This is a genomic window from Leisingera sp. ANG59 (assembly GCF_013317235.1).
Classification (GTDB): domain Bacteria; phylum Pseudomonadota; class Alphaproteobacteria; order Rhodobacterales; family Rhodobacteraceae; genus Leisingera.
In genome coordinates this window covers 71,344-96,648 of the sequence record NZ_WLCM01000003.1, presented here as the reverse complement: position 1 = coordinate 96,648, position 25,305 = coordinate 71,344, and the positions used below count along the sequence as shown (strand labels likewise).

Below are 25,305 nucleotides of genomic sequence, written 5' to 3'. Positions count from 1 at the left end.
GTATTTTAGGAATCGAGGGGGGAGGCCGGCGTGGCTGACAAGAAAAATCCGGAAGACGTGATTGAGCCCGGCCCCGGTGAAACCAAGCCGGCTGAGGATGCTGAGCAGACCTCTGAACGGGATGCGGCGGATGAAACCGGCGCCGAGACTGTTGACTCCTCTGAGGATGTAGGGTCGCCGGTTTCCGAGACCGAGACCGAGACCGAGACCGAGACCGAGACCGAGACCGAGACCGAGACCGAGACCGAGACCGAGACCGAGACCGGGATTGCGCCCTTCGGCCAGGACACCGCTGCGGAGCGGGAAGAGGCGTCGGTTGAGCCGCTTGCCACAGCGGAAGCGCCCCGCGAAATTGAACGCGTGGTCGAAAAGCGCGGCGGCTTCGGCTCTGCGGTTCTGGGCGGTGCCGTGGCTGCGGTGATCGGCTTTGTGGCCGGCCAGGGCGGCTGGCTCGACAGTGTCCTGCCTGCGTCCATGCGCGGCGGCGTTGATCTGACCGCGCTTGAGACCGGCCAGACAGAGCTGGAGACGGCTTTTGCCGAACTGAAACAGCAGGTTGAGGCCAATCAGGCGCCCGACCTTGCACCGCTGGCCTCTCGCATTGACACCCTGACGGCTGAAATCGAGCCGCTGAAGAACGCACCTGCTCCGGATGCGGCTTTGCGGGCGGATCTGGACGCACTGGCCGCCCGAATCTCCGCGCTGGAAACCCGGCCGCCGGAAGGCGCCTCGCCCGAGGCTGTGGCCGCGTTTGAAACCGAACTGGCCAAGCTGCAGGACAGTCTTGCCGCGCAGCGCTCGGAAGTCGAGCAGATGCTGGCCGAGGCCCAGGCGATGGATGCTGCCAGTGCGGAGGCCGCAAGGGTGGCCAGCGCCCAGACCCAGCTGGCGCAGCTGCGGTCGGCCCTGGACAGCGGCAACAGCTATGCCGCCAATGTGCAGGAGCTTTCGAACCTTGGCGTTGACGTGCCCGCGGCCCTGTCCGGCCCGGCAGACAGCGGTGTCGCAACCCTCTCTGCCCTGCGCGACAGCTTTGCCCCGGCGGCGCGGGAGGCGCTGGCCGCAGCCCGCGAAGAAACCAAGGGAAGCGGCGGCCTGCTGGACTACGTGAACCGGCATCTGGGTGCCCGCTCCGTGACTCCGCAGGAAGGGAACGGCCCGGATGCGGTCCTGTCCCGTGCCGAGGCTGCGGTGGCTGCAGGCAAGCTGCAGGACGCTTTGAACGAATTGTCTGCATTGCCCGAAACGGCCCGTGCCGCACTATCCAACTGGGAAGCCGCGGCAAATGCGCGGGCGGCTGCTGTCTCAGCAGCTGCTGAACTGGCCCAAAGCCTGCAAGCCAAATAAGGAAGCCGCCATGCTCTGGTCGTTGTTGAAGATCCTCGTATTTGTCGCGATCGTCGCGCTTCTTGCCTTTGGCGCAGGTCTGCTGATGGAAACAGCCGGCGGGGTGCAGATCACCGTGGCCGGCACGGAATATACCCTTGGCGCGCTGCAGTCTGTTATTGCGCTGGGCGTGCTGGTTTTGGGCGTCTGGCTGTTCCTGAAATTGCTGTCGCTGCTGGTTGCGACGCTGCGCTTCCTGAATGGTGATGAAACCGCCCTGTCGCGCTATTGGGACAAGGGGCGCGAGCGTAAAGGCTACCAGGCGCTGTCGGACGGGCTGATGGCTCTGGCCTCCGGTGAGGGGCGCCTTGCGCTGGCCAAGGCGGCACGGGCCGAGAAGTATCTGCAGAAGCCGGAACTGACCGATCTGCTGGTGGCCCAGGCGGCTGAGATGAGCGGCGATACCCACAAGGCGGCGGAGGCTTACAAGCGTCTGCTGTCCAACCAGCCGACGCGCTTTGTCGGGGTGCGCGGGATCATGAAACAGAAGCTTTCGGAAGGTGACACGGATACCGCCCGCCAGCTGGCCGAAAAGGCTCTGGCGCTGCGTCCCAAGCATGAGGAAGTGCAGGACACGCTGCTGCGTCTGCAGGCGCAGGCGGAAGACTGGGCCGGTGCGCGCAAGACGCTGTCGACCAAGCTCAAGACCGGCACCCTGCCGCGCGATGTGTACAAACGCCGCGATGCGGTTCTGGCCTTGTCGGCCTCTAAGGGGGTGCTGGACAAGGGCGCAACGGTTGAGCAGCAGGAACAGGCGATTGAAGCCAACCGCCTGTCGCCGGATCTGGTCCCGGCAGCTGCCATGGCCGCCCGCGCCTATATCGCCAAGGGCAAGAAACGCCCGGCTGTGCGGCTGCTGAAGAAAGCCTGGGAAAGCCAGCCGCATCCCGATCTGGCCCATACCTTTGCCGAAATTGAGCCGGAGGAAATCGCCTCCGAACGCGTCAAACGGTTTGATCAGCTGGCGCGCATCAAGCCGCTGAATGACGAGACCCGGCTGGTGATGGCAGAGCTGAACATCGTGGCCGAGGACTTCCCCGAGGCCCGCCGCTGGCTGAATGACCTGGCGAAGCGGGCGCCGGATGCCCGCGCGCTGACGCTGATGGCCGCTATCGAGCGCGGCGAAGGCGCCAGCGACAAGGTGGTGCAGGGCTGGCTGGCCAAGGCGCTGACCGCGCCGCGCGGACCCCAGTGGGTCTGCGACAGCTGCAACCACATCCACGCGGAATGGGCACCGGTCTGCGAGCATTGCACCAGCTTCGACACCCTGTCCTGGAAGCGCCCGGAAACGCCGGAGGTGGCCAGCCATGCAGCGGCCCACATGCTGCCGCTGATCACCGGCGCGCTTCAGGACAAAACTGCGGAGCCGGTGGAGGACGCGGAAATCGTGGACCCCGCGGAGGAAGCCGGCGGGGACGTGCAGGACACGGTCAAAGAGGTGAACTGACACCGGCTGCAGATCAGCAGTAGGCTTATTGAGAACGGCAGGCGCGTCCTGCCGTTTTTCTTTTTGAACGGCTGAAACGGCACGCTGCCCGCAAGCACAGATGTCCCTCGCTGGCAGTGTTCAATTATCTTTTGGAGAATGGTGCCCAGGAGAGGACTCGAACCTCCACGTCCATACGGACACTAGCACCTGAAGCTAGCGCGTCTACCAATTCCGCCACCTGGGCAGGTGTCGTGGAACCGGCGTATAAGCAGCTTGCCGGAGGGCGTCAAACGGATTCTTCAGGATTCACCGCCCAAGATCTTCGGGCGGCCAACGCAGGCCGCGAAAATCTGATGCAGGCAGGACAGTTGAGCCGCTACAGCGGCCATTTGCGCCTTGTTCGGCGCCTCTTGCGGCGCTACAGCATACATGCAGCTAAGTTCAGGAGCCAAATGATGTCCAAACTGGTCACGATCTATGGCGGATCCGGTTTCGTGGGCCGCTACATCGCGCGGCGCATGGCCAAGGATGGCTGGCGGGTGCGGGTCGCCGTGCGCCGTCCCAATGAAGCCATGCATGTGAAGCCTTACGGCGTTCCGGGCCAGGTGGAGCCGGTGTTCTGCAACGTCCGTGATGACATGTCGGTCGCATCTGTGATGCAGGGGGCAGATGCAGTGGTGAACTGTGTCGGCGTGCTGAACGAGCTGGGCAAAAACACCTTCGGTGCCATCCATGCAGAGGGCGCGGGCCGGATCGCGCGCATCGCGTCGCAGCAGGGCGTCGCCAATCTTGTGCATATCTCGGCCATTGGCGCCGATGCGGATGCCGCCAGCGAATATTCCCGCACCAAGGCCGCCGGCGAAGCTGCCGTGCAGCAGCATTTCCCGGGTGCGGTGATCCTGCGCCCCTCGGTGATCTTCGGGGCTGAAGACGGCTTCTTCAACCGTTTCGCCGGCATGACCCGCTTGTCGCCCTTCCTGCCGATTGCGGCTGGCGGCACCAGATTCCAGCCGGTGTTCGTGGATGATGTGGCCAAGGCTGCGGTCAAGGGCGCGCAGGGCGAGGCTGAAGGTGGCGTTTATGAGCTGGGCGGCCCGGAGGTGAAAACCTTCCGCGCGCTGATGGAGCAGATGCTGAAGGTGATCCACCGCCGCCGTGTCATCCTTTCGCTGCCGGGATTTGCGGCGAAACTGGTGGCCTTCGGCTTTGACATGCTGCAGTTCGTCAGCTTCCAGCTGATCGAGAACAAGATGCTGACCCGCGATCAGCTGAAAAGCCTGCGGTCCGACAACGTGGTTGCGGATGGCGCCAAGGGGTTTGCGGAGCTGGGCATCGACCCGGTGACCGTCGGCTCGGTGCTGCCGGACTACCTGTGGAAGTTCCGCCCCTCCGGCCAGTATGACGAGATGACCGGCTCTGCCCGCAATCTGCGCAACGGCACCTGATCTGCGGAACACTTTTCCGGATTTAGGGATTTAGGAGCGCGGGGGTTGCCCCGCGCTTTTCGTTTGCGGATCAGCTGCTGTAGGCGATGGTCAGCAGCACGATGCCCAGGATCACCCGGTAGATCACATAGGGCGTGAAGCTGACGGAGCGAAGCAGCCGCATCATCAGGCTGAGCGCCGCCAGTGCCGAGACCAAGGCCAGAACGGCGGCAATGCCGGCATCGCGCATCAGCGCCGTGTTGGCGTCCAGCGCCACTTCGGTTCCCAGCAGCACGCCCGAGGCGATGATGGTCGGGATCGACATCAGCATGGCAATGCGGGCCCCGTCCTCGCGGGTATATCCCAACTGCCGCGCGCCGGTGATGGTGATGCCGGAGCGTGAGGTGCCCGGGATCAGCGCCAGCATCTGCCATAGCCCCATGATCAGCGCATCGCGCAGCCCCCAGTCGCCGGCCTGTTTCACCGCGGCGCCCTTCTGGTCGGCCCAATACAGCACCAGACCAAAGCCCAGCATGGTCCAGCCGATCACGGTGATCGACCGCAGACCATCGCTGAGGCCGGTGAAATGCAGTGCTGCGCCGAACAGGACGGTGGGGATGGTGGCAACGATCAGCCCCATGGCCAGCCGTGCGCCGGGTGTGTCCACACGTCCTGTCAGGGCGCGGGGCAGGCCTGCCAGGCCCTCGCGCACGTCGCCCCGGAAATAGATCATCACCGCGGCCAGGGTGCCGACATGCACGGCAACGTCGATCACCTGGCCCTGGTCTTCAAGGCCCGTGAGGCCGGGCAGCAGAATCAGATGGCCGGAGGAGGAAACAGGCAGGAATTCGGTGATGCCTTGGATCAATGCAACCAGGATCAGCTGGAAAAGCGGCATTCTGAAATCGTCCTTCGCTGGCCGCGGATGGGCCGTAAACTATCGCGACTCTGTATAAATCCCGCCTCTGGTTTGGAAAGCGGATATTAAGGTCCGATATGGACCTAAAAATTCTGTACATTTTCCCGAAACACGGTATCAGGAATAAAGCGCTGGCAAAATAGGTCAGCATAGTTGACATAAAAGCGTATCAGTACCTGCAAGGGTGCCTGCGCAGCCAGACAAACGATGGAGTCCAGCCCGTGGCCAAGCAACCGATGCTGAAATTTGTGCAGATCGAACGCGACATGCCTCAAAAGCGTGACGCAAGTGTACGCAAGGAAGACTTCAATGAGATTTACGCGGAGTACGCTGCTGCCAAGGCAGAGGAGCAGGCCAGCCGCTGCAGCCAGTGCGGTGTGCCGTACTGCCAGAGCCACTGCCCGCTGCACAACAATATCCCCGACTGGCTGCGCCTGACCGCAACCGGCCGCCTGGAAGAGGCTTATGTCACCAGCCAGGCCACCAACACCTTCCCGGAGATCTGCGGCCGCATCTGCCCGCAGGACCGCCTGTGCGAAGGCAACTGCGTGATCGAGCAGTCGGGCCATGGCACCGTGACCATCGGCTCGGTGGAGAAGTACATCACCGACACCGCCTGGGAAAACGGCTGGGTCAAACCGGCGGCACCACTGGCCGAGCGCAGCGAGAGCGTTGGCATCATCGGCGCCGGCCCCGGCGGCCTGGCGGCGGCGGACATGCTGCGCAAGGCCGGTGTCCAGGTCACCGTCTATGACCGCTATGACCGCGCCGGCGGGCTGCTGATGTACGGCATCCCCAGCTTCAAGCTGGAAAAGGACGTGGTTGAGCGCCGCAACAAGCTGCTGGCCGACGGCGGCGTGACCTTCGTGCTGAATTGCAACGTAGGCGAGGACATCTCCTTTGAGGAGATCCGCGGCAAGCATGACGCGGTGATCATTGCCACCGGCGTTTATAAATCGCGCGATTTGGCGATGCCGGGCAGCGGCGCTGAAGGCATCGTCAAGGCGATCGATTTCCTGTGCGCCTCGAACAAGAAGAGCTTTGGCGACGAAGTTGCGGAGTTCGACAACGGCAGCCTGAACGCGAAAGGCAAGAGGGTTGTGGTGATCGGCGGCGGCGATACCGCGATGGACTGCGTGCGGACCTCGATCCGCCAGGGCGCGACCAGCGTGAAATGCCTCTACCGCCGCGATAGGGCCAACATGCCGGGTTCGCAGCGCGAGACCCAGAACGCCGAAGAGGAAGGCGTGATCTTCGAGTGGCTGTCGGCGCCCAAGGGCTTCACCGACGAGGGCGGCAAGGTCGCTGGCGTGATGGTGCAGAAGATGCGCCTGGGCCAGCCGGATGCGTCGGGCCGCCAGGCGCCGGAAGTGATCGAAGGCGCGGACTACGTGGAAGAGGCCGATCTGGTCATTAAAGCCTTGGGCTTTGAGCCGGAGGAGCTGCCGACCCTGTGGAACCAGCCGGAGCTGCCGGTGACCCGCTGGGGCACCGTCAAGGCGGCGTTCAAATCCGGTGCCACCGAATTGGACGGCGTCTATGCGGTGGGCGACATCGTGCGCGGCGCCTCGCTGGTGGTCTGGGCGATCAAGGACGGCCGCGACTGCGCCGAGGCGATCCTCGACAACTTCAACAGCAAGGCCGCGGTGGCGGCAGAATAACCGGGCACCCCCTGTACACCGTCTGTGCACCCCCTGTGCACCGGCGGGGCAGCGAAGGAACCGCAGCAAGGTCAGCATTGCTGACCCAGCCAGCAGAAGGACAATGGATATGAGCGAATTGCAGGGACAGTGCATGTGCGGCGCGGTCAGCGTCACCGCAACGCCGGTTCAGGCGTCCCTGACCGCCTGCCATTGCGACATGTGCCAGCGCTGGGCCAGCGGCCCGTTCCTGAGCTTTCAGGCTGACACGGGCTATGCGGCGCTGGGTCCGGTGCGGACCTACCGGTCTTCGCAGTGGGCGGAGCGCGCGTTCTGCGGTGAATGCGGATCGGTGCTGTGGTACCGGATGACGGCGCCCGGCAGGATGCACGGCCACACGCAGATTTCGGCTGGCCTGTTCGAGAACGCCGGCGGCGCTCAGCTGAAGCTGGAATTCTTCACTGATGAAAAGCCTGCGGGCTATGGCTTTGCCGGCGCCCACCGGCGGATGACCGGCGAAGAATGCCGTGCCATGTTCGCGGAAACCGCTGAAGGAGAAGCCTGAGGCCGCCCGGCCCGCTGCTGACTGCCATGCCGCTGATGATCCGCAAATCCCTCCGTCAGGCGATGTTCCGCCTGAGATCCCGCCGCCTCCATGCGGATGCGGCGCTGGAGATCCGTGCGCTGGAAGGGCGCGGGGACGGCGGCATGATCGTGTTCACCAGCTATCACGCCAACGCCGCCAAGCGCGGGCTGCTGGAGTTTGCCGCCAGTGCCTCGGACGGTGGCGCGCGCCATTGCATCTTTGTCACCGACCGCCGCCAGGGCTGGTTTCAGGGCGAGGGGGTTGTGGCTGCAATCCTGCGGACCGTTTCCGGCTATGTCCGGCAGCACGGCCTGCGCCGCCTGATGACCGTCGGGGTGTCGATGGGCGGCTACGGGGCGCTGTCCTTTGCCGCGGAGCTGGGTGCAGGCCGCGCCCTGGCGCTGGCGCCGCAGTACTGCCCGCGCCCGGAGACTTTCCCGGCCGACCGCCGCTGGATCGGGGCGCGCAGCCGGATCACGGATTTCAGCCGCCCTGCGCTGGAGCAGGCGATGGGCGGCCAGGTGCAGTACACCCTGCTGCACGGCCGCAACAATCCTGAGGACGCGCTGCATTGGCAGGCCTTCCCGCAGGGGCCCGGCATCCATCACTACCTGGCTGACCGCGACAGCCACGATGTCATCGACCCGCTGCGCGAAGCGGGCGTCCTTTACCCGGTGATCGGTGCCGTCTGGCAGGACGATCAGGACCGGGTGAAAACCCTTATGCAACGGATCCGCGCGGTGCCCCGCGCCTGGGGCGAACGCGCCCTGGATCTGCACAGTCAACCGGCCGCAGCTGCACGCTGCGCCATCAGTTAATCGGAGAACGTCATGACCAAATTTGATGCCGCATGGGTCAAGGCCGAGGAAGCCAAGCGCAAGTGGATGGCCGAAAACGGTCTCTATTCCGAGGAGGAAGAGCATTCCTCCTGCGGCGTGGGCCTGGTGGTTTCGGTTGACGGCAAGAAAAGCCGCAAGGTGGTTGAGGCCGGCATCGACGCGCTGAAGGCGATCTGGCACCGCGGCGCGGTGGATGCCGACGGCAAGACCGGCGACGGCGCGGGCATCCATGTGCAGATCCCGGTTCCGTTCTTCTATGACCAGATCCGCCGCACCGGCCACGAGCCGCGCCAGGATGAGCTGATGGCGGTGGGCCAGGTGTTCCTGCCGCGCACCGATTTCGGCGCCCAGGAGCGCTGCCGGACCATCGTCGAGACCGAAGTTCTGCGCATGGGCTATTCCATCTACGGCTGGCGCCATGTGCCGGTGGATGTGACCTGCCTGGGTGAAAAGGCCAATGCGACCCGCCCGGAAATCGAGCAGATCCTGATTTCCAACGCCAAGGGCGTGGATGAGGAAACCTTTGAGCGCGAGCTCTATGTGATCCGCCGCCGGATCGAGAAAGCCGCCACTGCGGCTGCGATCTCGGGCCTCTATATCGCGTCGCTGTCCTGCCGCTCGATCATCTACAAGGGGATGATGCTGGCAGAGCAGGTTGCGGTGTTCTACCCGGACCTGATGGATGAGCGGTTCGAGAGCGCCTTTGCGATTTACCACCAGCGTTATTCCACCAACACCTTCCCGCAGTGGTGGCTGGCGCAGCCGTTCCGCATGCTGGCGCACAACGGCGAGATCAACACGCTGAAGGGCAACCTGAACTGGATGAAGAGCCATGAGATCCGCATGGCGTCGGCAACCTTCGGCGACTATGCCGAGGACATCAAGCCGATCGTGCCGGGCGGCGCCTCCGACTCCGCCGCGCTGGACGGGGTGTTCGAGGTTCTGGTGCGCGCGGGCCGTTCGGCGCCGATGGCAAAGACCATGCTGGTGCCGGAAAGCTGGTCCAAGCAGGCGGTGGAACTGCCGCAGGCCTGGCGCGACATGTATTCCTACTGCAACTCTGTGATGGAGCCGTGGGACGGCCCGGCGGCGCTGGCGATGACCGACGGCCGCTGGGTCTGCGCGGGCCTGGACCGCAACGGGCTGCGCCCGATGCGCTATGTGGTGACCGGCGACGGGCTGGTGATTGCAGGCTCCGAGGCGGGCATGGTGCCAATCGATGAGGCCACCGTGGTCGAGAAGGGCGCGCTGGGCCCGGGCCAGATGCTGGCCGTCGACATGGAGAAGGGCAAGCTGTTCCGCGACACCGAGATCAAGGACAAGCTGGCGCGCGCGCTGCCGTTCGGCGACTGGGTCAAGCGGATCAACGATCTGGACGCGACCCTGGCCAAGGTGACCGAACAGCCGCTGTTCAGCGGCGAGGAGCTGCGCCGCCGCCAGGTTGCGGCCGGCTATTCGATCGAGGAGCTGGAGCAGATCCTGGCGCCGATGGCCGAGGACGGCAAGGAGGCGCTGGCCTCAATGGGGGATGACACCCCATCGGCGGTTCTGTCGAAGCAGTACCGCCCGCTGAGCCACTTCTTCCGCCAGAACTTCTCTCAGGTGACCAACCCGCCGATCGACAGTTTGCGCGAATTCCGGGTGATGTCGCTGAAGACCCGGTTCGGCAACCTGAAGAACGTGCTGGACGAGGACAGCTCCCAGACCGAAATCATCGTGCTGGAAAGCCCGTTTGTCGGCAACGCCCAGTGGGACAAGCTGGTGGAGCAGTTCAACGCGCCGCTGGCGGAGATCGACTGTAGCTTTGCGCCGGGCCGCGGCTCGCTCAATGCGGCGCTGGCGCGGATCCGGGCAGAGGCCGAAGAAGCGGTGCGCTCGGGTGCGGGCCACATCGTGCTAACCGACCAGTATTCGGATGCCGGCAAGGTGGCGATGCCGATGATCCTGGCAACCTCTGCCGTGCATTCGCATCTGACCCGCAAGGGCTTGCGGACCTTCTGCTCGCTGAACGTGCGCTCTGCCGAGTGCATCGACCCGCATTACTTTGCGGTGCTGATCGGCTGCGGCGCCACCGTCGTGAACGCCTATCTGGCCGAGGATTCGCTGGCCGACCGTATCGAGCGCGGGTTGCTGGACGGCAGCCTGACCGAAAACGTCGCGCGCTACCGCGAGGCCATCGACCAGGGCCTTCTGAAGATCATGGCCAAGATGGGGATTTCGGTTGTGTCCTCCTACCGCGGGGGCCTGAACTTCGAGGCCGTTGGTCTGTCCCGCGCCATGTGCGCCGAGTACTTCCCGGGCATGACTTCGCGCATCTCCGGCATCGGTGTAACCGGTATTCAGACCAAGGCAGAGGAAATCCACGCCAAGGCCTGGAAGGCGCCCGAAGGCATCCTGCCGATCGGCGGTTTCTACAAGGCGCGCAAGTCGGGTGAGACCCACGCCTGGGAAGCCACCTCGATGCATATGATGCAGATGGCCTGCAACAGAGCCTCATATGAGCTGTGGAAGCAGTATTCGGCGAAGATGCAAAGCAATCCGCCGATCCACCTGCGCGACCTCTTGCAGATCAAGCCGCTGGGCAAGGCGGTGCCGATTGAGGAAGTGGAATCGATCACCTCGATCCGCAAGCGGTTCGTGACCCCGGGCATGTCCCTGGGCGCGCTGAGCCCGGAGGCGCACAAGACCCTGAACGTGGCGATGAACCGGATCGGCGCCAAGTCCGACTCCGGCGAGGGCGGCGAGGATCCGGCACACTTCGTGCCGGAGCCGAACGGCGACAACCCGTCTGCGAAGATCAAGCAGGTGGCGTCGGGCCGTTTTGGCGTGACCGCCGAATACCTGAACCAGTGCGAAGAGCTGGAGATCAAGGTGGCCCAGGGTGCCAAGCCCGGCGAGGGCGGCCAGCTGCCGGGGATGAAGGTCACCGACCTGATCGCCCGCCTGCGCCACTCGACCAAGGGCGTGACCCTGATTTCGCCGCCGCCGCACCACGACATCTACTCGATCGAGGATCTGGCGCAGCTGATCTACGACCTGAAGCAGATCAACCCGCGCTGCAAGGTGACGGTGAAGCTGGTGGCGTCCTCCGGCGTCGGCACCATCGCGGCCGGCGTGGCCAAGGCGAAGGCCGACATTATCCTGATTTCGGGCCACAACGGCGGCACCGGTGCGTCGCCTGCGACCTCGATCAAATACGCGGGCCTGCCATGGGAGATGGGCCTGACCGAGGCGCATCAGGTGCTGGCGATGAACAACCTGCGCAGCCGGGTGACGCTGCGCACCGACGGCGGCCTGCGCACCGGCCGTGATATCGTGATGGCGGCAATGCTGGGCGCCGAGGAATACGGCATCGGTACTGCGGCCCTGATCGCGATGGGCTGCATCATGGTGCGCCAGTGCCAGTCCAACACCTGCCCGGTCGGCGTCTGCACCCAGGACGAGAGCCTGCGCGCCAAGTTTACCGGCAACGCGGACAAGGTGGTGAACCTGATCACCTTCTACGCCCAGGAAGTGCGGGAGATCCTCGCCTCCATCGGCGCCCGTTCGCTGGATGAGGTGATCGGCCGGGCCGACCTGCTGGCGCAGGTGTCGCGCGGCTCTGCCCATCTGGACGACCTGGACCTGAACCCGCTGCTGATCACCGTCGATGGCTCTGCCAACATTGTCTACAACCGCGAGCGCGAGCGCAACGCGGTGCCGGACACGCTGGACGCGGAGATCGTGCGCGATGCCGCCCGCTTCCTGCAGGACGGCGAGAAGATGCAGCTGTCCTATGCGGTGCAGAACACCCACCGCACCGTGGGCACCCGGACCTCCAGCCACATCGTGCGCAACTTCGGCATGCGGAACTCGTTCCAGCCGGATCACCTGACGGTGAAGCTGCAGGGTTCCGCCGGCCAGGCGCTGGGCGCCTTTGCGGCACCGGGGCTGAAGCTGGAAGTGTCGGGCGACGCCAACGACTATGTCGGCAAGGGCCTGTCGGGCGGCATCATCGTGGTGCGCCCGCCGCAGGTGAGCCCGCTGGTGGCGTCTGAAAACACCATCATCGGCAACACCGTGCTGTACGGCGCCACCGATGGCTACCTGTTTGCGGCCGGCCGCGCGGGCGAGCGCTTTGCGGTCCGCAACTCCGGCGCCAAGGTGGTGATTGAGGGCTGCGGGTCCAACGGCTGTGAATACATGACCGGCGGCGTTGCGGTGATCCTGGGCTCGATCGGCGCCAACTTTGGTGCCGGCATGACTGGCGGCATGGCCTATCTCTATGATCCCGAAGGCAAGGCGGAGGACTTGATGAACAAGGAATCCCTTGTCACCTGCCCGGTCACCGTTGCCCACTGGGAAGCGGAGCTGAAAGGCCTGATTGCCCGCCATCTGGATGAAACCGGCAGCCGCAAGGCCGCGGAGATCCTGCAGCATTGGGACATCGAGAAGGCGAACTTCCTGCAGGTCTGCCCGAAGGAGATGCTCGACAAGCTGCCGCATCCGGTGATGCAGGAGCAGGCGGCTGTTCCGGCGGAATAAGCCCGGTTAGAGACGAAATTCAGAGCCCCGCAGGCAAATGCTTGCGGGGTTTTGTTTTTGGCAGTTGGTTACCGGGGGCATGCTGGCCTATAGAGGGGCATGGCGAAGGCAGTTGCAAAAAATAAAAAGGCGCTGGTTTTGGGGGGGGGCCCGGGGGGTTGCCGGTGTGTTCCTTGCCCTCTTTCTGTTTTACTCGGTGGTAACCCCGCCGATAACCCATACCATCTGGGCCGAACAGCGCCGGCTGGGCGAGGTGGACCGGATGTGGGTGCCGCTGGAAGAGATGGCCCCGGTGCTGGCGCGGTCGGTGGTGGCGGCCGAGGATGCACAATTCTGCCGCCACTGGGGGTTTGACGCCCGCGCCATTCAGGCGGCGATCGAGGCGGGCGGCAGCCGCGGCGGCTCCACCATCTCGCAGCAGGTGGTGAAGAACGTGTTCCTGTGGCAGGGCCGCAGCTGGCCGCGCAAGGTGCTGGAGACTCTGCTGACCCCGGTTGTGGAGATCGTCTGGAGCAAGCGGCGCATCCTGGAAGTCTATCTGAACGTGGCCGAAATGGATGAGGGCGTGTTTGGGGCCGAAGCCGCAGCGCGCAAGTATTTCGGGGTCGGCCCGGAGGATCTGAGCGCCCGGCAGGCGGCGCTGATTGCTGCCGTGCTGCCCAACCCCAAGGAGCGGTCGGCCCGCAAACCGTCAGGCTTTGTGCAGCGCCGGGCACGGCAGATCCAGGATGGGGCGGCCACCATTCGCGCAGACGGGCGGGCGGACTGTTTCGAGGATTGAATCTTTCCCCCGCGCAAGGCATTGCTGAGACAACCGTTGTAAGTTTTCTGGAGACCCCCTGTAGCCATGGCGCGCCTGTACCACGTTCCCCTGTCCCCCTTTTGCCGCAAGGTGCGGCTGTCGCTGGCGGAGAAGAAGATCGAGGTTGAACTGGTCGAGGAGCGCTACTGGGAGCAGGACCCCGATTTCCTGCGCCGCAACCCGGCGGCCAAGGTGCCGGTGATCCGGCTGGACGGCCAGATGATGGCCGAAAGCGCGGCGATCTGTGAATACCTGGAGGAAACCCGGCCCGAGCCGCCGCTGATGCCCAAGGATGCCGAAGGCCGCTATGAGGTGCGCCGCCTGGTGAACTGGTTTGACGACAAGTTTCACCACGAGGTGACCTCAAACCTGCTTTACGAGCGGGTGAACAAGAAGATCACCGGCCAGGGCTACCCGGACAGCCGCAACGTCAAGGCCGGCGCCAAGGCGATCAAGTATCACCTGGACTACATGGCGTGGCTTTTGGACCATCGGCGCTGGCTAGCGGGGGACATGATGACGCTGGCGGATTTTGCCGCGGCGGCGCATCTGTCGTCGCTGGATTACATCTCGGATGTGGACTGGAACCGCTCGGCGGTGGTCAAGGACTGGTATGCCAAGATCAAGTCGCGGCCCGCGTTCCGGTCGATCCTGGCGGACCAGGTGCCGGGGTTCCGGCCGCCGCCGCATTACACCGACCTGGATTTCTGATATCAACCGGGGTGAGGGGCGCTGCCCCCGCGGCCCGCTGGGCCGCTCCCCCGGAGTATTTGGGCAAAGATGAAAGACGGATCCGGCATCAAGGACAGACTGGTGGCGCAGGCGCTGGCGGAGGGATTCGTCTCCTGCCGGATCTGCCGGCCCTGGGACGTGCCGCAGGTGCCGGGGCGGCTGCAGGCGTTTCTGGACGCGGGCTATCACGGGCAGATGGGGTGGATGGAGGAGCGCAGCCATTGGCGCGGCGACCCCGCGCAGCTGTGGCCGGAGGCGCGGTCGGTGATCATGCTGGCGGAAAGCTATACGCCCGAGGAGGACCCGATGGCGGTGGTGGGGCAGGCGGACCGCGGCGCGGTCTCGGTCTATGCCCGCAACAAAGACTATCACGATCTGGTCAAGAAGCGGCTGAAGCGGCTGGCGCGCTGGCTGATTGCCGAGGCCGGGGCGGATTGCGAAGTGAAGGTTTTTGTCGACACCGCTCCGGTGCCGGAAAAGGCGCTGGGCATGGCGGCAGGGCTGGGTTGGCAAGGCAAGCACAGCAACCTGGTGAGCCGCGATTGGGGGAATTGGGCCTTTTTAGGCTCTGTTTTCACCACTTTGGATCTGCCTGCGGACAGGGCTGAGCCGGACCGCTGCGGGTCCTGCCGGGCCTGTCTGGACAGCTGTCCGACCGATGCTTTCCCGGCGCCTTACCAGGTCGATGCGCGGCGCTGCATTTCCTACCTGACCATCGAGCATAAGGGGCCGGTGGAGGAAGAACTGCGGGAGAAGATGGGCAACCGGATCTATGGCTGCGACGATTGCCTGGCGGCCTGCCCCTGGAATAAGTTTGCGGTGGCGGCCAGCGACATGCGCTATGCCGCGCGCGAGGAGCTGAAGGCGCCGAGGCTGGCAGAGCTCGCGGTGCTGGATGACGCAGCGTTCCGGGAGAAGTTCTCCGGCTCGCCGATCAAGCGCATCGGACGCGACCGCTTTGTGCGCAATGTGCTGTATGCCATTGGCAATTCCGGCCTGCCGGACCTGCGGGAAGTGGCGCAAGGGCTGGCGGAGGATCCGGATCCGGCGGTGGCCGATGCGGCGCGTTGGGCGGTTCAACGGCTTTCGTGACGCAAACAGGATGGACGGGCCGCAAATAGGCGTTACACCCGGTCCGGCGAACAGAGTTTGAGAGGGCTGGGCATGGCGTTGCTGCTGGGAGTGGACACGGGCGGAACCTATACCGATGCGGTGCTGATCCGCGACGAGAAGGAGGTGATCGCCTCGGCCAAGTCGCTGACCACGCGCCAGGATCTGGCGATTGGCGTTGGCGGCGCGATCCGGGCGGTGCTGGAGCAGTCCGGGGTGAAGCCGGAGGACGTGTCGCTGGCGGCGCTGTCCACCACGCTGGCGACCAATGCGCTGGTCGAGGGCCAGGGCGGCCGGGTGGCGCTGATCTATATCGGCTTTAAGGAGGATGATCTGGACCGGCACGGGCTGCGGGACGCGCTGAAGGGCGATCCGGCGCTGGTGATCGCCGGCGGCCATACCCACGCCGGCAGCGAGGCGGCGCCCTTGGACACGGAGGCGCTGGAGCTGTTCCTGCGCACCGAAGGGCAGGGGGTGACGGGTTTTGCCGTAGCCAGTGTCTTTGCCACCCGCAACCCGGCGCATGAGATGGAGGCGGCGCGGATCATTCACGAGCTGACCGGCGCGCCGGCCACCTGCTCGCACCAGCTGTCGGCCAAACTGAACGGGCCCAAGCGGGCGGTGACGGCGGTGCTGAACGCGCGTCTGATCGGCATGATCGACCGGCTGATAGGCCGGGCGCAGGACACGCTGCGCGATCTGGGGATCGAGGCGCCGATGATGGTGGTGCGCGGCGACGGCGCGCTGATGAGCGGCGAACAGGCGCGGGAGCGGCCGATCGAAACCATCCTGTCCGGCCCGGCGGCCTCAATCGTCGGGGCGCGCTGGATGACCGGTGTGGAGCATGCGCTGGTCAGCGACATTGGCGGCACCACGACAGATGTGGCGCTGATCAAGGACGGCAAGCCGGCGATTGATCCGGCCGGCGCCCGGGTCGGGGCGTTCCGCACCATGGTCGAAGCCGTGGCGATGCGCACCACGGGCCTGGGTGGCGACAGCCAGGTGCATTTGAACACCAGCGGGCTCGCCGGCGGGCTGACCCTGGGTCCGCGGCGGGTGGTGCCGGTCTCGCTGATTGCCACCGACGCGCCCGAGGTGGTGCATACGGCGCTGGACGAACAGCTGCGCAATTCCACCGTGGGCGAGTTTGACGGGCGCTTTGTGCGGGCGGTGCCGGGGGTGCCGGTGGCGGGCCTGAGCGAGCGGGAGGCCGGGCTGCTGGCGCGGATCGGGATGCAGGTGCACCCCTTGGGCCAGATCCTGCGCACCCGTATGGAGCATGGCTCGCTGGGCCGGCTGGTGGACCGCGGGCTGGTGCAGGTCAGCGGCGTGACTCCCTCGGACGCCAGCCATGTGCTGGGCCGGGTGGAGGCCTGGGACCGGGAGGCGGCGGAAAAGGCGCTGACGCTGTTTGCCCGCCGCCGGGTGGGCAGCGGCGACATGGTGGCCAAGGATGCGGAGACACTGGCGCAGATGATCATTGACCAGCTGACCGAACAGACCGCTTTGACGTTGCTGGAGTCTGCCTTTGCCGAAGAGGCCGAGGATTTCGGTCTGCCTGCGGATCAGCTGGCACGGCACGTGCTGCTGCAAAAGGGGCTGGCGAAACACCGCGGGCTGCTGGCGCTGGATGCGTCGATGAATGTGGATGTGGTGGGGCTTGGCGCCTCTGCCCCCGGCTATTACCCCGCGGTGGGGGAGCGGCTGCATTGCAACATGATCCTGCCGGAGCATGCCGGCGTGGCCAACGCCATCGGTGCTGTGGTGGGGCGTGTCACCATGCGGCGCAGCGGCACCGTGACCTCTCCGTCCGAAGGCAAATACCGGGTGCATCTGGAGAGCGGGCCGGTGGATTACCAGGCCTCAGACGAGGCACTGGCAGCGCTGGAGGCGGCGCTGGCGGGTGAGGCCCGCGGCGCGGCGGAAGAGGCCGGCGCCGAGGACATCCACGTGCATGTGGAGCGGGATATCCGCACTGCGCAGGTGGAGTCGCGGGAGGTGTTTGTCGAAGGCACGCTGACGGTGGAAGCCAGCGGGCGGCCGCGGGTGGCGCACGCCTAGGCATCATTGCGAGGGACACCGCAGCAAAAAGCCCCGCCGGAGTGCGGCGGGGCTGAAAGCGCTGTGTTAGAGCCTATTCTGCAGCAGCGCCGCGTTTCGGCAGCACCCAGCCGGGGCGGGCGAAATGGCAGGTGTAGCCGTTCGGCAGCCGTTGCAAATAGTCCTGATGCTCGGGCTCTGCCTCCCAGAAATCGCCCGCGGGTTCGACTTCCGTCACCACCTTGCCGGGCCACAGGCCGGAAGCGTTGACATCGGCGATGGTGTCCTCAGCCACGGCTTTCTGGGTTTCGTCCGTGTAGTAGATCGCCGAACGGTAGCTCATCCCCAGGTCATTGCCCTGGCGGTTCAGAGTGGTCGGGTCGTGGATCTGGAAGAAGAACTCCAGCATCTCGCGGTAAGACGTCACTGCGGGGTCGAAAATGATCTCGATCCCTTCGGCATGGGTGCCGTGGTTCCTGTAGGTGGCATTGGGCACGTCGCCGCCGGTATAGCCGACGCGGGTGCTGATAACGCCCGGGCGTTTGCGGATCAGTTCCTGCATGCCCCAGAAACAGCCGCCTGCCAGGACGGCGCGTTCGGTGGCGCTCATTTCACGACCTCCACTTGGTTGATATAGGCGCCATAGCCCTCGGCCTCCATGTCGTCCAGATGCACGAACCGCAGGGAAGCGGAGTTGATGCAATAGCGCAGGCCGCCGCGGTCCATCGGCCCGTCCGGGAACACATGGCCCAGGTGGCTGTCGCCATGGGTGGAGCGGACCTCGGTGCGGATCATGCCGAGGCTGCGGTCCTCCAGTTCCTGGATATGGGCGGATTCGATGGGCTTGGTGAAGCTGGGCCAGCCGCAGCCAGACTCGTACTTGTCGGAGGAGGCAAACAGCGGCTCGCCCGAGACGATGTCGACATAGATGCCCGGCTCCTTGTTATAAAGCAGCTTGCCGGTGCCGGGGCGTTCGGTGCCCGCATTCTGGGTCACATAGAACTCTTCCTCCGACAGTGCTGCAACGGCGTCCGGGTTCTTGAAGTATTTGGTCATGGTGTCCTCCCGCCTGTTCGCGTTGCTGCAGAACATGGGGTTTGGAGGCGCAAATGCAAAGCCCTGTTACAAGCGGCTCGCAAAGCCGTGTGCGGGGCGGCTCAGGCGGCGAAGGCCCCGGCCAGCTCCGCCGGCAGGGTGAACTCGCTCAGCACCCGGGCGCGGGCCTCGGCCGACATCTTGCGGGCGGTTTTCTCGACGATGCGCTGGACCTTGTCCGCCGGGTGTTTGGCGGCGAAGGGTTCAAAGTACCATTTCAGGAAGACAAAGCAGATGATGTCCTCCAGCGCCTGCACCTGGTCGTCGCGCTTGATGCCCTCCTTGCGCAGCATCTTTGCGGCGGCGTCCACATCCTCTGCGCCGTAGCCTGCCTCCTGCATCAGGGCGGTGACCACCTCAGCGTGGTGCTGTGCCTCTGCCTTGCGCCAGGCGAGGTAGCCGGCGCGGCCTTCGGGGAAAGACTCGCGGGCGAGTTTCCAGCGCTCCACATGCTGGCCGCGGGCGGCGATCTGCAGCACCTCGGCGGCATCCGGGAACAGGCGTTCCTGCTCCGCGCTCATCCGCTGGCCGTAGAGCAGCGCGGCAGGCTGGCCGCCCTCCAGGTTGGGGTCCTTGGCGTTGGCGGCGTCGATGGCGTCCAGCACCTGGGATAGTTGCGCGCTCATGCCGCGTCCTCCTGCTTGTGTCATTGCGGATCAGGTTACGGCGGAAACGCAAGCAGTTGCAACGGGCCTGCGCCGCGCCCGCGGCGCCGGGCCCAAGGGGCGGGGACGGGTGTCAGCCCGGCTTTGCCGCGCGGGAGAGCCCCGGTTTCGGATGCGCGGGCTGGCGGGAGAGCTGAACCGCCAGAATGCCGCCGGTGACGATGGCAACACCCAGCACATCGAGCGGCCCCAGTTTCTCGCCCAGCAGCACGCTGGCAACGGCGACGCCGAACACCGGGTTCAGGAAGTGGAAGGTTGCCGCGCGGACTGCGCCGATGCGGTTCAGGAGCAGCACCCAGATGAAGGTGGCCATCAGCCCCGGCACGATGGTGGTGTAGGTGAAGGCCGCGGCAAGCCGCCAGGTGGGGTTCACAAAGATGTCTTCTGTGATTGGCGCGGCTGCAAACAGGATGGCGGAGCCGATCAGCATCTGCAGCCCCACCACCATCATGAAATTGCCGCCGGATGTGGCGCCGCGCAGGGCGAGGGTGGCGGCAGTGAGCGCCAGCACGCCGATCACGCAAAGGAACACGCCGAACAGATCCACTCCGGCGCTGAGGCGGGTGCCCATGATCAGAGCGACGCCCAAGATGCCCGCGAGCAGTCCGGCGTAGCCGAGGGGCCGCAGCCGCTCGCCGAACAGCATCCAGCCGGCCAGTGCCACCAAGAGCGGCATGGTGGAGGCGATGATGGCAGCCAGGGAGGCCTCGATCCATTGCATGGCGACGAAGTTCAGGCCGAGGTAGAGCGCGTTCTGGCAGACACCGAAGATCACCGTGGCGCGCCACTGGCCGGGTGTCAGCCGCCAAGTCTGACCCATGGCGCGGGCGATGGCGACGCCGATCAGGCCGGAGATCAGGAACCGCACAGCAAGCGAAAACAGCGGCGAGGCGTCCTGCACGATGATCCGTGCCGAGGTGAAGGCCGAGGACCACATCAGGGCAAAGGCCAGCCCCATGGCTATTGCGCGTGCGTCCATTGTCCAAACCCTCTCTGCTGCGGCGGACCTTCGGGGAAGCGGGCGGCGGGTTCAAGCCCTGTCAGCTGAGGCGGGCTGCAAAAATCTGCCAGCTGGCGGCGCCAAAGGCGGCGGCAAACACCGCCTCGAACCCGCGGTGCAGGCGGATGTAGATGCGGCTGGCGGCGGCGCTGGAGAACAGGATCGCGTAGCCGTGGAAGATCAGCGTGCTTTGCACCGCGATAGCGGCAATCACCACCAGCAGCGCCGAGGGCGCGGTGCCGGGCGGGATGCCGATGGCGTAGAGCGAGCCGAAGAACAGGATCGCCTTCGGATTGGTCAGGTGCAGCGCCAGACCCTTGGCATAGGCGGCGCGCAGCGACGGGGCGGAAGAGGGGCGCAGTTCCGGCGCGCCGGAGCGCAGGGCAGAGCGGGCGGAGCGGATCGCCAGATACATCAGGTAGGCGGCACCGAAGTAGCGGACCGCCTCGAACATCCAGGCATTGGCCAGCATCACCGCACCCAGGCCGAAGGCGGCAGAGACCGACCAGATCAGCGAGCCGCTGCTGACACCGGCCGCCAGTGCCAGCCCGGCGGCGCGGCCGCGCTGCATGGCGGTGCCGGCGATGGTCAGGGTGGCAGGGCCGGGGCTGGCGCCGGCCAGCAGCGCAGCCCCCAGGATCAGTATCAGGTTCACATCACTCATGCGGCGGCCCTCCTCCCGGCTTGCAGGCAGGGTGCGCCTGATGCGGTGCATTGGCAAGCGGCATCGCAGCGGCGGCGGGCGAACTGTTGACCCGCGCGGCGCCGGCAAATGAAAAGGGCCGCCCGCGTGGGGCAGCCCTCAAACCGTTCGGATCACATCCGGTATCAGCCGTTCACGCTGTCTTTCAGCGCTTTGGCGATGGTCATTTTCACGACCTTGTCGGCTTCTTTGGTGAACTTCTCACCGGTGGCCGGGTTGCGCACCTCGCGCTCGGGGCGCTCGCGGCAGTAGATTTTGCCGACGCCCGGCAGGGTCACTGCACCGCCGCCCGACACTTCGCGGGTGATCAGCGAGCAGACCGCTTCCAGTGCGGAACCTGCGACTTTCTTGTCGCTGCCCATTTCCTCTGCCAGAGCGGCAACAAGCTGGGTTTTGGTCATCGGTTTGGACATTCTTCGTCTCCTTAAACTGCCCGAACTGTGGGGCCTCATCGCGTGACATTATCGTTATGTTGTACGATAACACAACTTCTTGTGTGCTCCGCACAGTCCAAAATGGGCATTTTTTCTAGGAAAACTGCAAAAAACCGCCTTAGAGGAAGGCTGTTTCGTCGAAGGAGCGCAATTTCCGGCTGTGCAGACGCTCCAAGGGCATGCCGCGCAGGCGTTCCATAGCTCTTATGCCGATTTGCAGATGGCGCGCAACCTGGGTCCGGTAAAAGTCCGACGCCATGCCCGGCAGCTTCAGCTCTCCGTGCAGCGGCTTGTCGGACACACACAGCAGCGTGCCGTAGGGCACCCTGAAGCGGTAGCCGTTGGCAGCGATGGTGGCGCTTTCCATATCCAGCGCAACGGCGCGGGACTGACTGAGGCGCTGCACCGGGCCGGATTGGTCGCGCAGCTCCCAGTTGCGGTTGTCTATGGTGGCGACAGTGCCGGTGCGCATGATCCGCTTGAGGTCGAAGCCTTCGTATTCGGTGACCTCGGCGACCGCCTCCTCCAGTGCGACCTGGATTTCCGCCAGCGCGGGGATCGGGGTCCAGATCGGCAGGTCGTCGTCCAGCACATGGTCCTCGCGCAGGTAGCCATGCGCCAGCACAAAATCCCCCAGCGCCTGGGTGTTCCGCAGCCCCGCGCAGTGGCCCACCATCAGCCAGGCATGCGGGCGCAGCACCGCGATGTGGTCGGTGGCGGTCTTGGCGTTTGACGGGCCGACGCCGATGTTAACCAGGGTGATGCCGTTCCCGTCCTCGCGCTTCAGGTGGTAGGTGGGCATCTGCGGCAGCTTGGCGATCGCCGGGATGTCAGCCGAAGGATCAGTGATCTCGTGATCGCCGGTGCTGACAAAGCTGGTGTAGCCGCTGTCCGGGTCTGCCAGCTGGGCGCGGGCGTAGGCTTCGAACTCCGCCACGTAGAACTGGTAGTTGGTGAACAGAACGTGGTTCTGGAAGTGCTCGGCGCTGGTGGCGGTGTAATGGCTGAGCCGGGCCAGCGAGTAGTCGATGCGCTGGGCCGTGAACAGCGACAGCGGGCCGGTGCCATTGGCAGGCTGATAGGTGCCGTTGACGATGTCGTCATTGGTGGTCGACAGGTCCGGCACGTCAAACACGTCACGCAGGGTAAAGCCCGCGGCGCCGTCCTGCGGCACGGTCAGATCCGGGCGCGAGGCAACCGCGAAATGCACCGGGATCGGGGTGTCCGAGACGCTGATGGTCACCGGCTGGCCGTGATTGCGGATCAGCAGGCCAATCTGCTGGATCAGGTAGTTGCGGAACAGGTCCGGCCGGGTCACCGTGGTGGCATAGGTGCCGGGCGCGGAGACATGGCCGAAGCTGAGGCGGCTGTCCACCTGGGCAAAGGTCAGGGTGGAAAACCGGATCTCCGGGTAATAGGCGCGGATGCGCTGGTTGTCCGGTGCGCCGTCCGCCATTGCGCGGATGAACTCGTCGCAGAGGAAACCGGTGGCCTGATTGTAGAGCAGTTCCAGCCGGTTCACGGCCTCGGTTGCGTCGTTGAAGCTTTCGTCCGGCGGATGGCCGGGGTGTTTTGTTGTTATCATTGGGCAGGCTCGATTACCGGGATTTTCTGGAATGTGCGCACGTCGACAAGGCCAAGGTCGGAGATCCTCAGTTCCGGGATCACCACCAGCGCCAGCAGCGAGTGCTGCATATAGGCGTTGTTCAGGGCGCAGCCGCAGGCCTGCATCGCCTCCATCATCACCTGCGCCTTGGCGGCAACCTCGGTGGCGGGGCTGTCGGACATCAGGCCGGCAATCGGCAGCTCGACCAGCGCCAGCTCCTGCCCGTCCCGGTAAATGGTGATGCCGCCGCCCACTTGCGCCAGCCGGTTGGCTGCCAGTGCCATCTGCTCGCGGTCGGTGCCGACCACGATCATGTGGTGGCTGTCATGCGCCACGGTGGAGGCCATCGCCATCTTGCCGCTGTAGCCGAAGCCGGAGACAAAGGCATTGGTGACGCCGCCGGTGGCGCGGTGGCGCTCGACCAGGGCGATCTGGCAGACATCGCCGCTGCCCTCGACCAGCCCGTCGACCACTGGCAGCTCCGCCCGCAGCGCCTTGGTCGGAGCCTGGTTTTCGACCACGCCGATCACATTGGCGGTGACTGCATTGGCGCCTTCGGGGGCGGCGAGTTCGAAGTCCTTGGCGGTCAGCTCATGGCCGAGATGCACGGTGCCGCGGGCGCTGGCGGGCCAGTCGTAATGCGGGCAGTCCACCTTGATAGAGCCTGATTCCGCGACGATCCGGCCGCGGGCAACCACTACCTCGATCGGCAGCTCCGTCAGGCTGGAAGTGAGGATCACATCGGCGCGGCGGCCCGGGGTGATGGAGCCGATCTCCCGCTCCAGCCCGAAATGGGTGGCCGTGTTGATCGTCGCCATCTGCAGGGCAACGACGGGATCGCAGCCGCAGGCAATCGCATGGCGCACCACCCGGTTCATGTGGCCGTCGTTGACCAGCGTGCCGGAGTGGCAGTCATCGGTGCAGAGGATGAAGTTGCGCGGATCCAGGCCCTTCTCCGTCACCGCGGTGATCTGGCTTTCGACGTCATACCAGGCAGAGCCCAGCCGCATCATCGACCGCATCCCCTGGCGCACCCGGGCGATGGCGTCAGCCTCGCAGGTGCCCTCGTGGTCATCCGCCGGGCCGCCGGCCACATAAGCCGCGAAATCCGGGCCGAGGTCGGGGGAGGCATAGTGGCCGCCCACGGTTTTTCCTGCGCGCTGGGTGGCGGCGATTTCGGCCAGCATCTTGGGGTCGGCATTGGCGACGCCGGGGAAGTTCATCATCTCCCCCAGGCCGATGATGCCCGGCCAGTTCATCGCCTCAGCGACGTCTTCGGCAGAGATTTCATAACCGGTGGTCTCCAGCCCCGGCGCCGAGGGCGCGCAGCTGGGCATCTGGGTGAAAATGTTGACCGGCTGCATCAGCGCCTCGTCATGCATATAGCGCACGCCGTCCAGACCCAGCACATTGGCGATCTCATGCGGGTCGGTGAACATCGAGGTGGTGCCATGCGGGATCACCGCGCGGGCAAATTCCGCGGGTGTGAGCATGCCGCTTTCGACATGCATGTGCGCGTCGCACAGGCCGGGGATCATGTAGCGGCCGTTTGCTTCGATGATCTGGGTGTCCGGCCCGGTGCAGTATGAGGCATCCGGCCCGACATAGGCGATGCGGCCCGCCTTGATCGCAATATCATGGCCCGGCAGCTGTTCGCGGGTGTGGACATTGACCCAGATGCCCTGCCGGATCACCGTATCGGCCGGCGCGCGGCCTGCGGCTACGTCGATCAATTGCGGGGCGGAGTCGGGCCAGCTCGGAAAAGTGTTTTCTGACATAATCCAATTGTTCCGATTGCGGGCGGGAAGGCAAGCGGATTGCTTGCATTGCCATCAAAGCTTCACCGTAGCGGAGGAAAGGCGCCGAAGGCTGACGCATTTGGCATTGCCGCGGGGAGGCGTCCGGGGAAAACTGCGGGTATGGATTATGACACAACAGACGCGGATAGTTTCGGCCGTTCCCTGCGCGGGATCGGTCTCAATCTTCTGGTGCGGGATGTTCCGGCTGAAGTCGCCTTTTTAGAGACTGTTTTTGCCATGAAGGGCCATCAGGTGAGCAAGGGTTTTGCCATTGTCACATATGGCGGTCAGGTGTTTCAGCTGCACAGTGACGGCACCTATGCGGAAAACCCGCTGCTGGGGCTGCTGCCGGAGAACCCGCCGCGCGGTGCCGGGATCGAGATCCGCCTGTATGACACCGATCCGGATGCGGCCGCGGCGCGGGCGGAGGCGGCGGGTTTCACCGTTCTGCAAGCCCCATCGGACAAGCCGCACGGCCTGCGCGAAGCCTATATCCTGTGCGAAAACGGCTATGCCTGGGTGCCGAGCCGGCCCAAGGGGTAACCTGCGGGAATTCCTCCCCTTTCACCTTG

At 65.2% G+C, this 25,305-nt stretch carries 21 protein-coding genes and 1 tRNA gene; 12 read left to right on the top strand and 10 right to left on the bottom strand.

The window, feature by feature from the left end:
* The first annotated feature begins 30 nt into the window (after positions 1–30).
* Positions 31–1,347, top strand: a complete 1,317-nt coding sequence (locus GKC28_RS03690; RefSeq protein WP_174145183.1) for a COG4223 family protein — start codon at positions 31–33, stop codon at positions 1,345–1,347.
* A gap of 10 nt (positions 1,348–1,357) precedes the next feature.
* Positions 1,358–2,833 (top strand): heme biosynthesis protein HemY, encoded by a 1,476-nt coding sequence (locus tag GKC28_RS03685; RefSeq protein WP_174145182.1) that lies wholly within the window; start codon positions 1,358–1,360, stop codon positions 2,831–2,833.
* Between the two features lie 139 nt (positions 2,834–2,972).
* Here GKC28_RS03685 and GKC28_RS03680 read toward each other — a convergent pair.
* A tRNA-Leu gene (locus tag GKC28_RS03680) sits at positions 2,973–3,059 on the bottom strand.
* A gap of 211 nt (positions 3,060–3,270) precedes the next feature.
* Here GKC28_RS03680 and GKC28_RS03675 point away from each other — a divergent pair.
* Entirely contained in the window at positions 3,271–4,260 is a 990-nt protein-coding gene (locus GKC28_RS03675) for a complex I NDUFA9 subunit family protein (RefSeq protein WP_174145181.1), read from the top strand.
* Positions 4,261–4,330: 70 nt separating this feature from the next.
* On the opposite strand, the gene GKC28_RS03670 is transcribed toward GKC28_RS03675, so the two are convergent.
* The gene (locus tag GKC28_RS03670; RefSeq protein ID WP_174145180.1) at positions 4,331–5,137 is read right to left on the bottom strand and encodes an undecaprenyl-diphosphate phosphatase; all 807 of its coding nucleotides are present in this window, start codon (positions 5,135–5,137) and stop codon (positions 4,331–4,333) included.
* 242 nt (positions 5,138–5,379) lie between these two features.
* Here GKC28_RS03670 and GKC28_RS03665 point away from each other — a divergent pair, with 242 nt between their 5' ends.
* The 8 genes from GKC28_RS03665 to GKC28_RS03630 all read left to right on the top strand — a co-directional run bounded on the left by GKC28_RS03665 (position 5,380) and on the right by GKC28_RS03630 (position 17,452).
* Positions 5,380–6,819: an NAD(P)-dependent oxidoreductase gene (locus GKC28_RS03665; protein WP_174145179.1), complete on the top strand. Its 1,440-nt coding sequence runs from the start codon at positions 5,380–5,382 to the stop codon at positions 6,817–6,819.
* Positions 6,820–6,928: 109 nt separating this feature from the next.
* A complete protein-coding gene (locus GKC28_RS03660; protein WP_174145178.1) occupies positions 6,929–7,363 on the top strand; it encodes a GFA family protein in 435 nt (144 codons plus the stop codon).
* A 26-nt stretch (positions 7,364–7,389) separates the two neighbouring features.
* Positions 7,390–8,202, top strand: a complete 813-nt coding sequence (locus GKC28_RS03655) for a hypothetical protein (protein ID WP_254604140.1) — start codon at positions 7,390–7,392, stop codon at positions 8,200–8,202.
* A 12-nt stretch (positions 8,203–8,214) separates the two neighbouring features.
* Positions 8,215–12,747: a glutamate synthase large subunit gene (gene gltB, locus GKC28_RS03650; protein ID WP_174145177.1), complete on the top strand. Its 4,533-nt coding sequence runs from the start codon at positions 8,215–8,217 to the stop codon at positions 12,745–12,747.
* A 79-nt stretch (positions 12,748–12,826) separates the two neighbouring features.
* Entirely contained in the window at positions 12,827–13,528 is a 702-nt protein-coding gene (gene mtgA / locus GKC28_RS03645; protein ID WP_174145176.1) for a monofunctional biosynthetic peptidoglycan transglycosylase, read from the top strand.
* 66 nt (positions 13,529–13,594) lie between these two features.
* A complete protein-coding gene (locus GKC28_RS03640) occupies positions 13,595–14,260 on the top strand; it encodes a glutathione S-transferase family protein (RefSeq protein WP_174145175.1) in 666 nt (221 codons plus the stop codon).
* A gap of 69 nt (positions 14,261–14,329) precedes the next feature.
* The gene (queG, locus tag GKC28_RS03635; protein WP_174145174.1) at positions 14,330–15,373 is read left to right on the top strand and encodes a tRNA epoxyqueuosine(34) reductase QueG; all 1,044 of its coding nucleotides are present in this window, start codon (positions 14,330–14,332) and stop codon (positions 15,371–15,373) included.
* A gap of 72 nt (positions 15,374–15,445) precedes the next feature.
* Positions 15,446–17,452, top strand: coding sequence for a hydantoinase/oxoprolinase N-terminal domain-containing protein (locus tag GKC28_RS03630; RefSeq protein ID WP_174145173.1), 2,007 nt, complete (start codon positions 15,446–15,448; stop codon positions 17,450–17,452).
* Positions 17,453–17,525: 73 nt separating this feature from the next.
* Here GKC28_RS03630 and msrA read toward each other — a convergent pair whose 3' ends face one another.
* The 8 genes from msrA to ade all read right to left on the bottom strand — a co-directional run bounded on the left by msrA (position 17,526) and on the right by ade (position 24,712).
* Positions 17,526–18,041 (bottom strand): peptide-methionine (S)-S-oxide reductase MsrA, encoded by a 516-nt coding sequence (gene msrA / locus GKC28_RS03625; RefSeq protein ID WP_174145172.1) that lies wholly within the window; start codon positions 18,039–18,041, stop codon positions 17,526–17,528.
* The gene (gene msrB, locus GKC28_RS03620) at positions 18,038–18,487 is read right to left on the bottom strand and encodes a peptide-methionine (R)-S-oxide reductase MsrB (RefSeq protein ID WP_174145171.1); all 450 of its coding nucleotides are present in this window, start codon (positions 18,485–18,487) and stop codon (positions 18,038–18,040) included. Before msrB ends, msrA begins: the two co-directional genes overlap by 4 nt.
* Before the next feature lie 101 nt (positions 18,488–18,588).
* A complete protein-coding gene (locus tag GKC28_RS03615) occupies positions 18,589–19,152 on the bottom strand; it encodes a DUF4202 domain-containing protein (protein WP_174145170.1) in 564 nt (187 codons plus the stop codon).
* Between the two features lie 112 nt (positions 19,153–19,264).
* Positions 19,265–20,170, bottom strand: coding sequence for a DMT family transporter (locus GKC28_RS03610; RefSeq protein ID WP_174145169.1), 906 nt, complete (start codon positions 20,168–20,170; stop codon positions 19,265–19,267).
* Positions 20,171–20,231: 61 nt separating this feature from the next.
* Complete coding sequence (locus tag GKC28_RS03605) at positions 20,232–20,855, bottom strand: LysE family transporter (RefSeq protein WP_174145168.1); 624 nt, start codon at positions 20,853–20,855, stop codon at positions 20,232–20,234.
* A 164-nt stretch (positions 20,856–21,019) separates the two neighbouring features.
* On the bottom strand, positions 21,020–21,307 hold the full coding sequence (locus tag GKC28_RS03600) for an HU family DNA-binding protein (RefSeq protein ID WP_019297532.1): 288 nt from the start codon (positions 21,305–21,307) through the stop codon (positions 21,020–21,022).
* Between the two features lie 139 nt (positions 21,308–21,446).
* Complete coding sequence (locus tag GKC28_RS03595; protein ID WP_174145167.1) at positions 21,447–22,913, bottom strand: AMP nucleosidase; 1,467 nt, start codon at positions 22,911–22,913, stop codon at positions 21,447–21,449.
* Complete coding sequence (gene ade, locus GKC28_RS03590) at positions 22,910–24,712, bottom strand: adenine deaminase (RefSeq protein ID WP_174145166.1); 1,803 nt, start codon at positions 24,710–24,712, stop codon at positions 22,910–22,912. Before ade ends, GKC28_RS03595 begins: the two co-directional genes overlap by 4 nt.
* A gap of 141 nt (positions 24,713–24,853) precedes the next feature.
* Here ade and GKC28_RS03585 point away from each other — a divergent pair, with 141 nt between their 5' ends.
* Positions 24,854–25,276 carry a glyoxalase gene (locus GKC28_RS03585; protein WP_174145165.1) on the top strand — a complete coding sequence of 141 codons (423 nt, stop codon included), beginning with the start codon at positions 24,854–24,856 and terminating at the stop codon, positions 25,274–25,276.
* Positions 25,277–25,305: the final 29 nt, after the last annotated feature.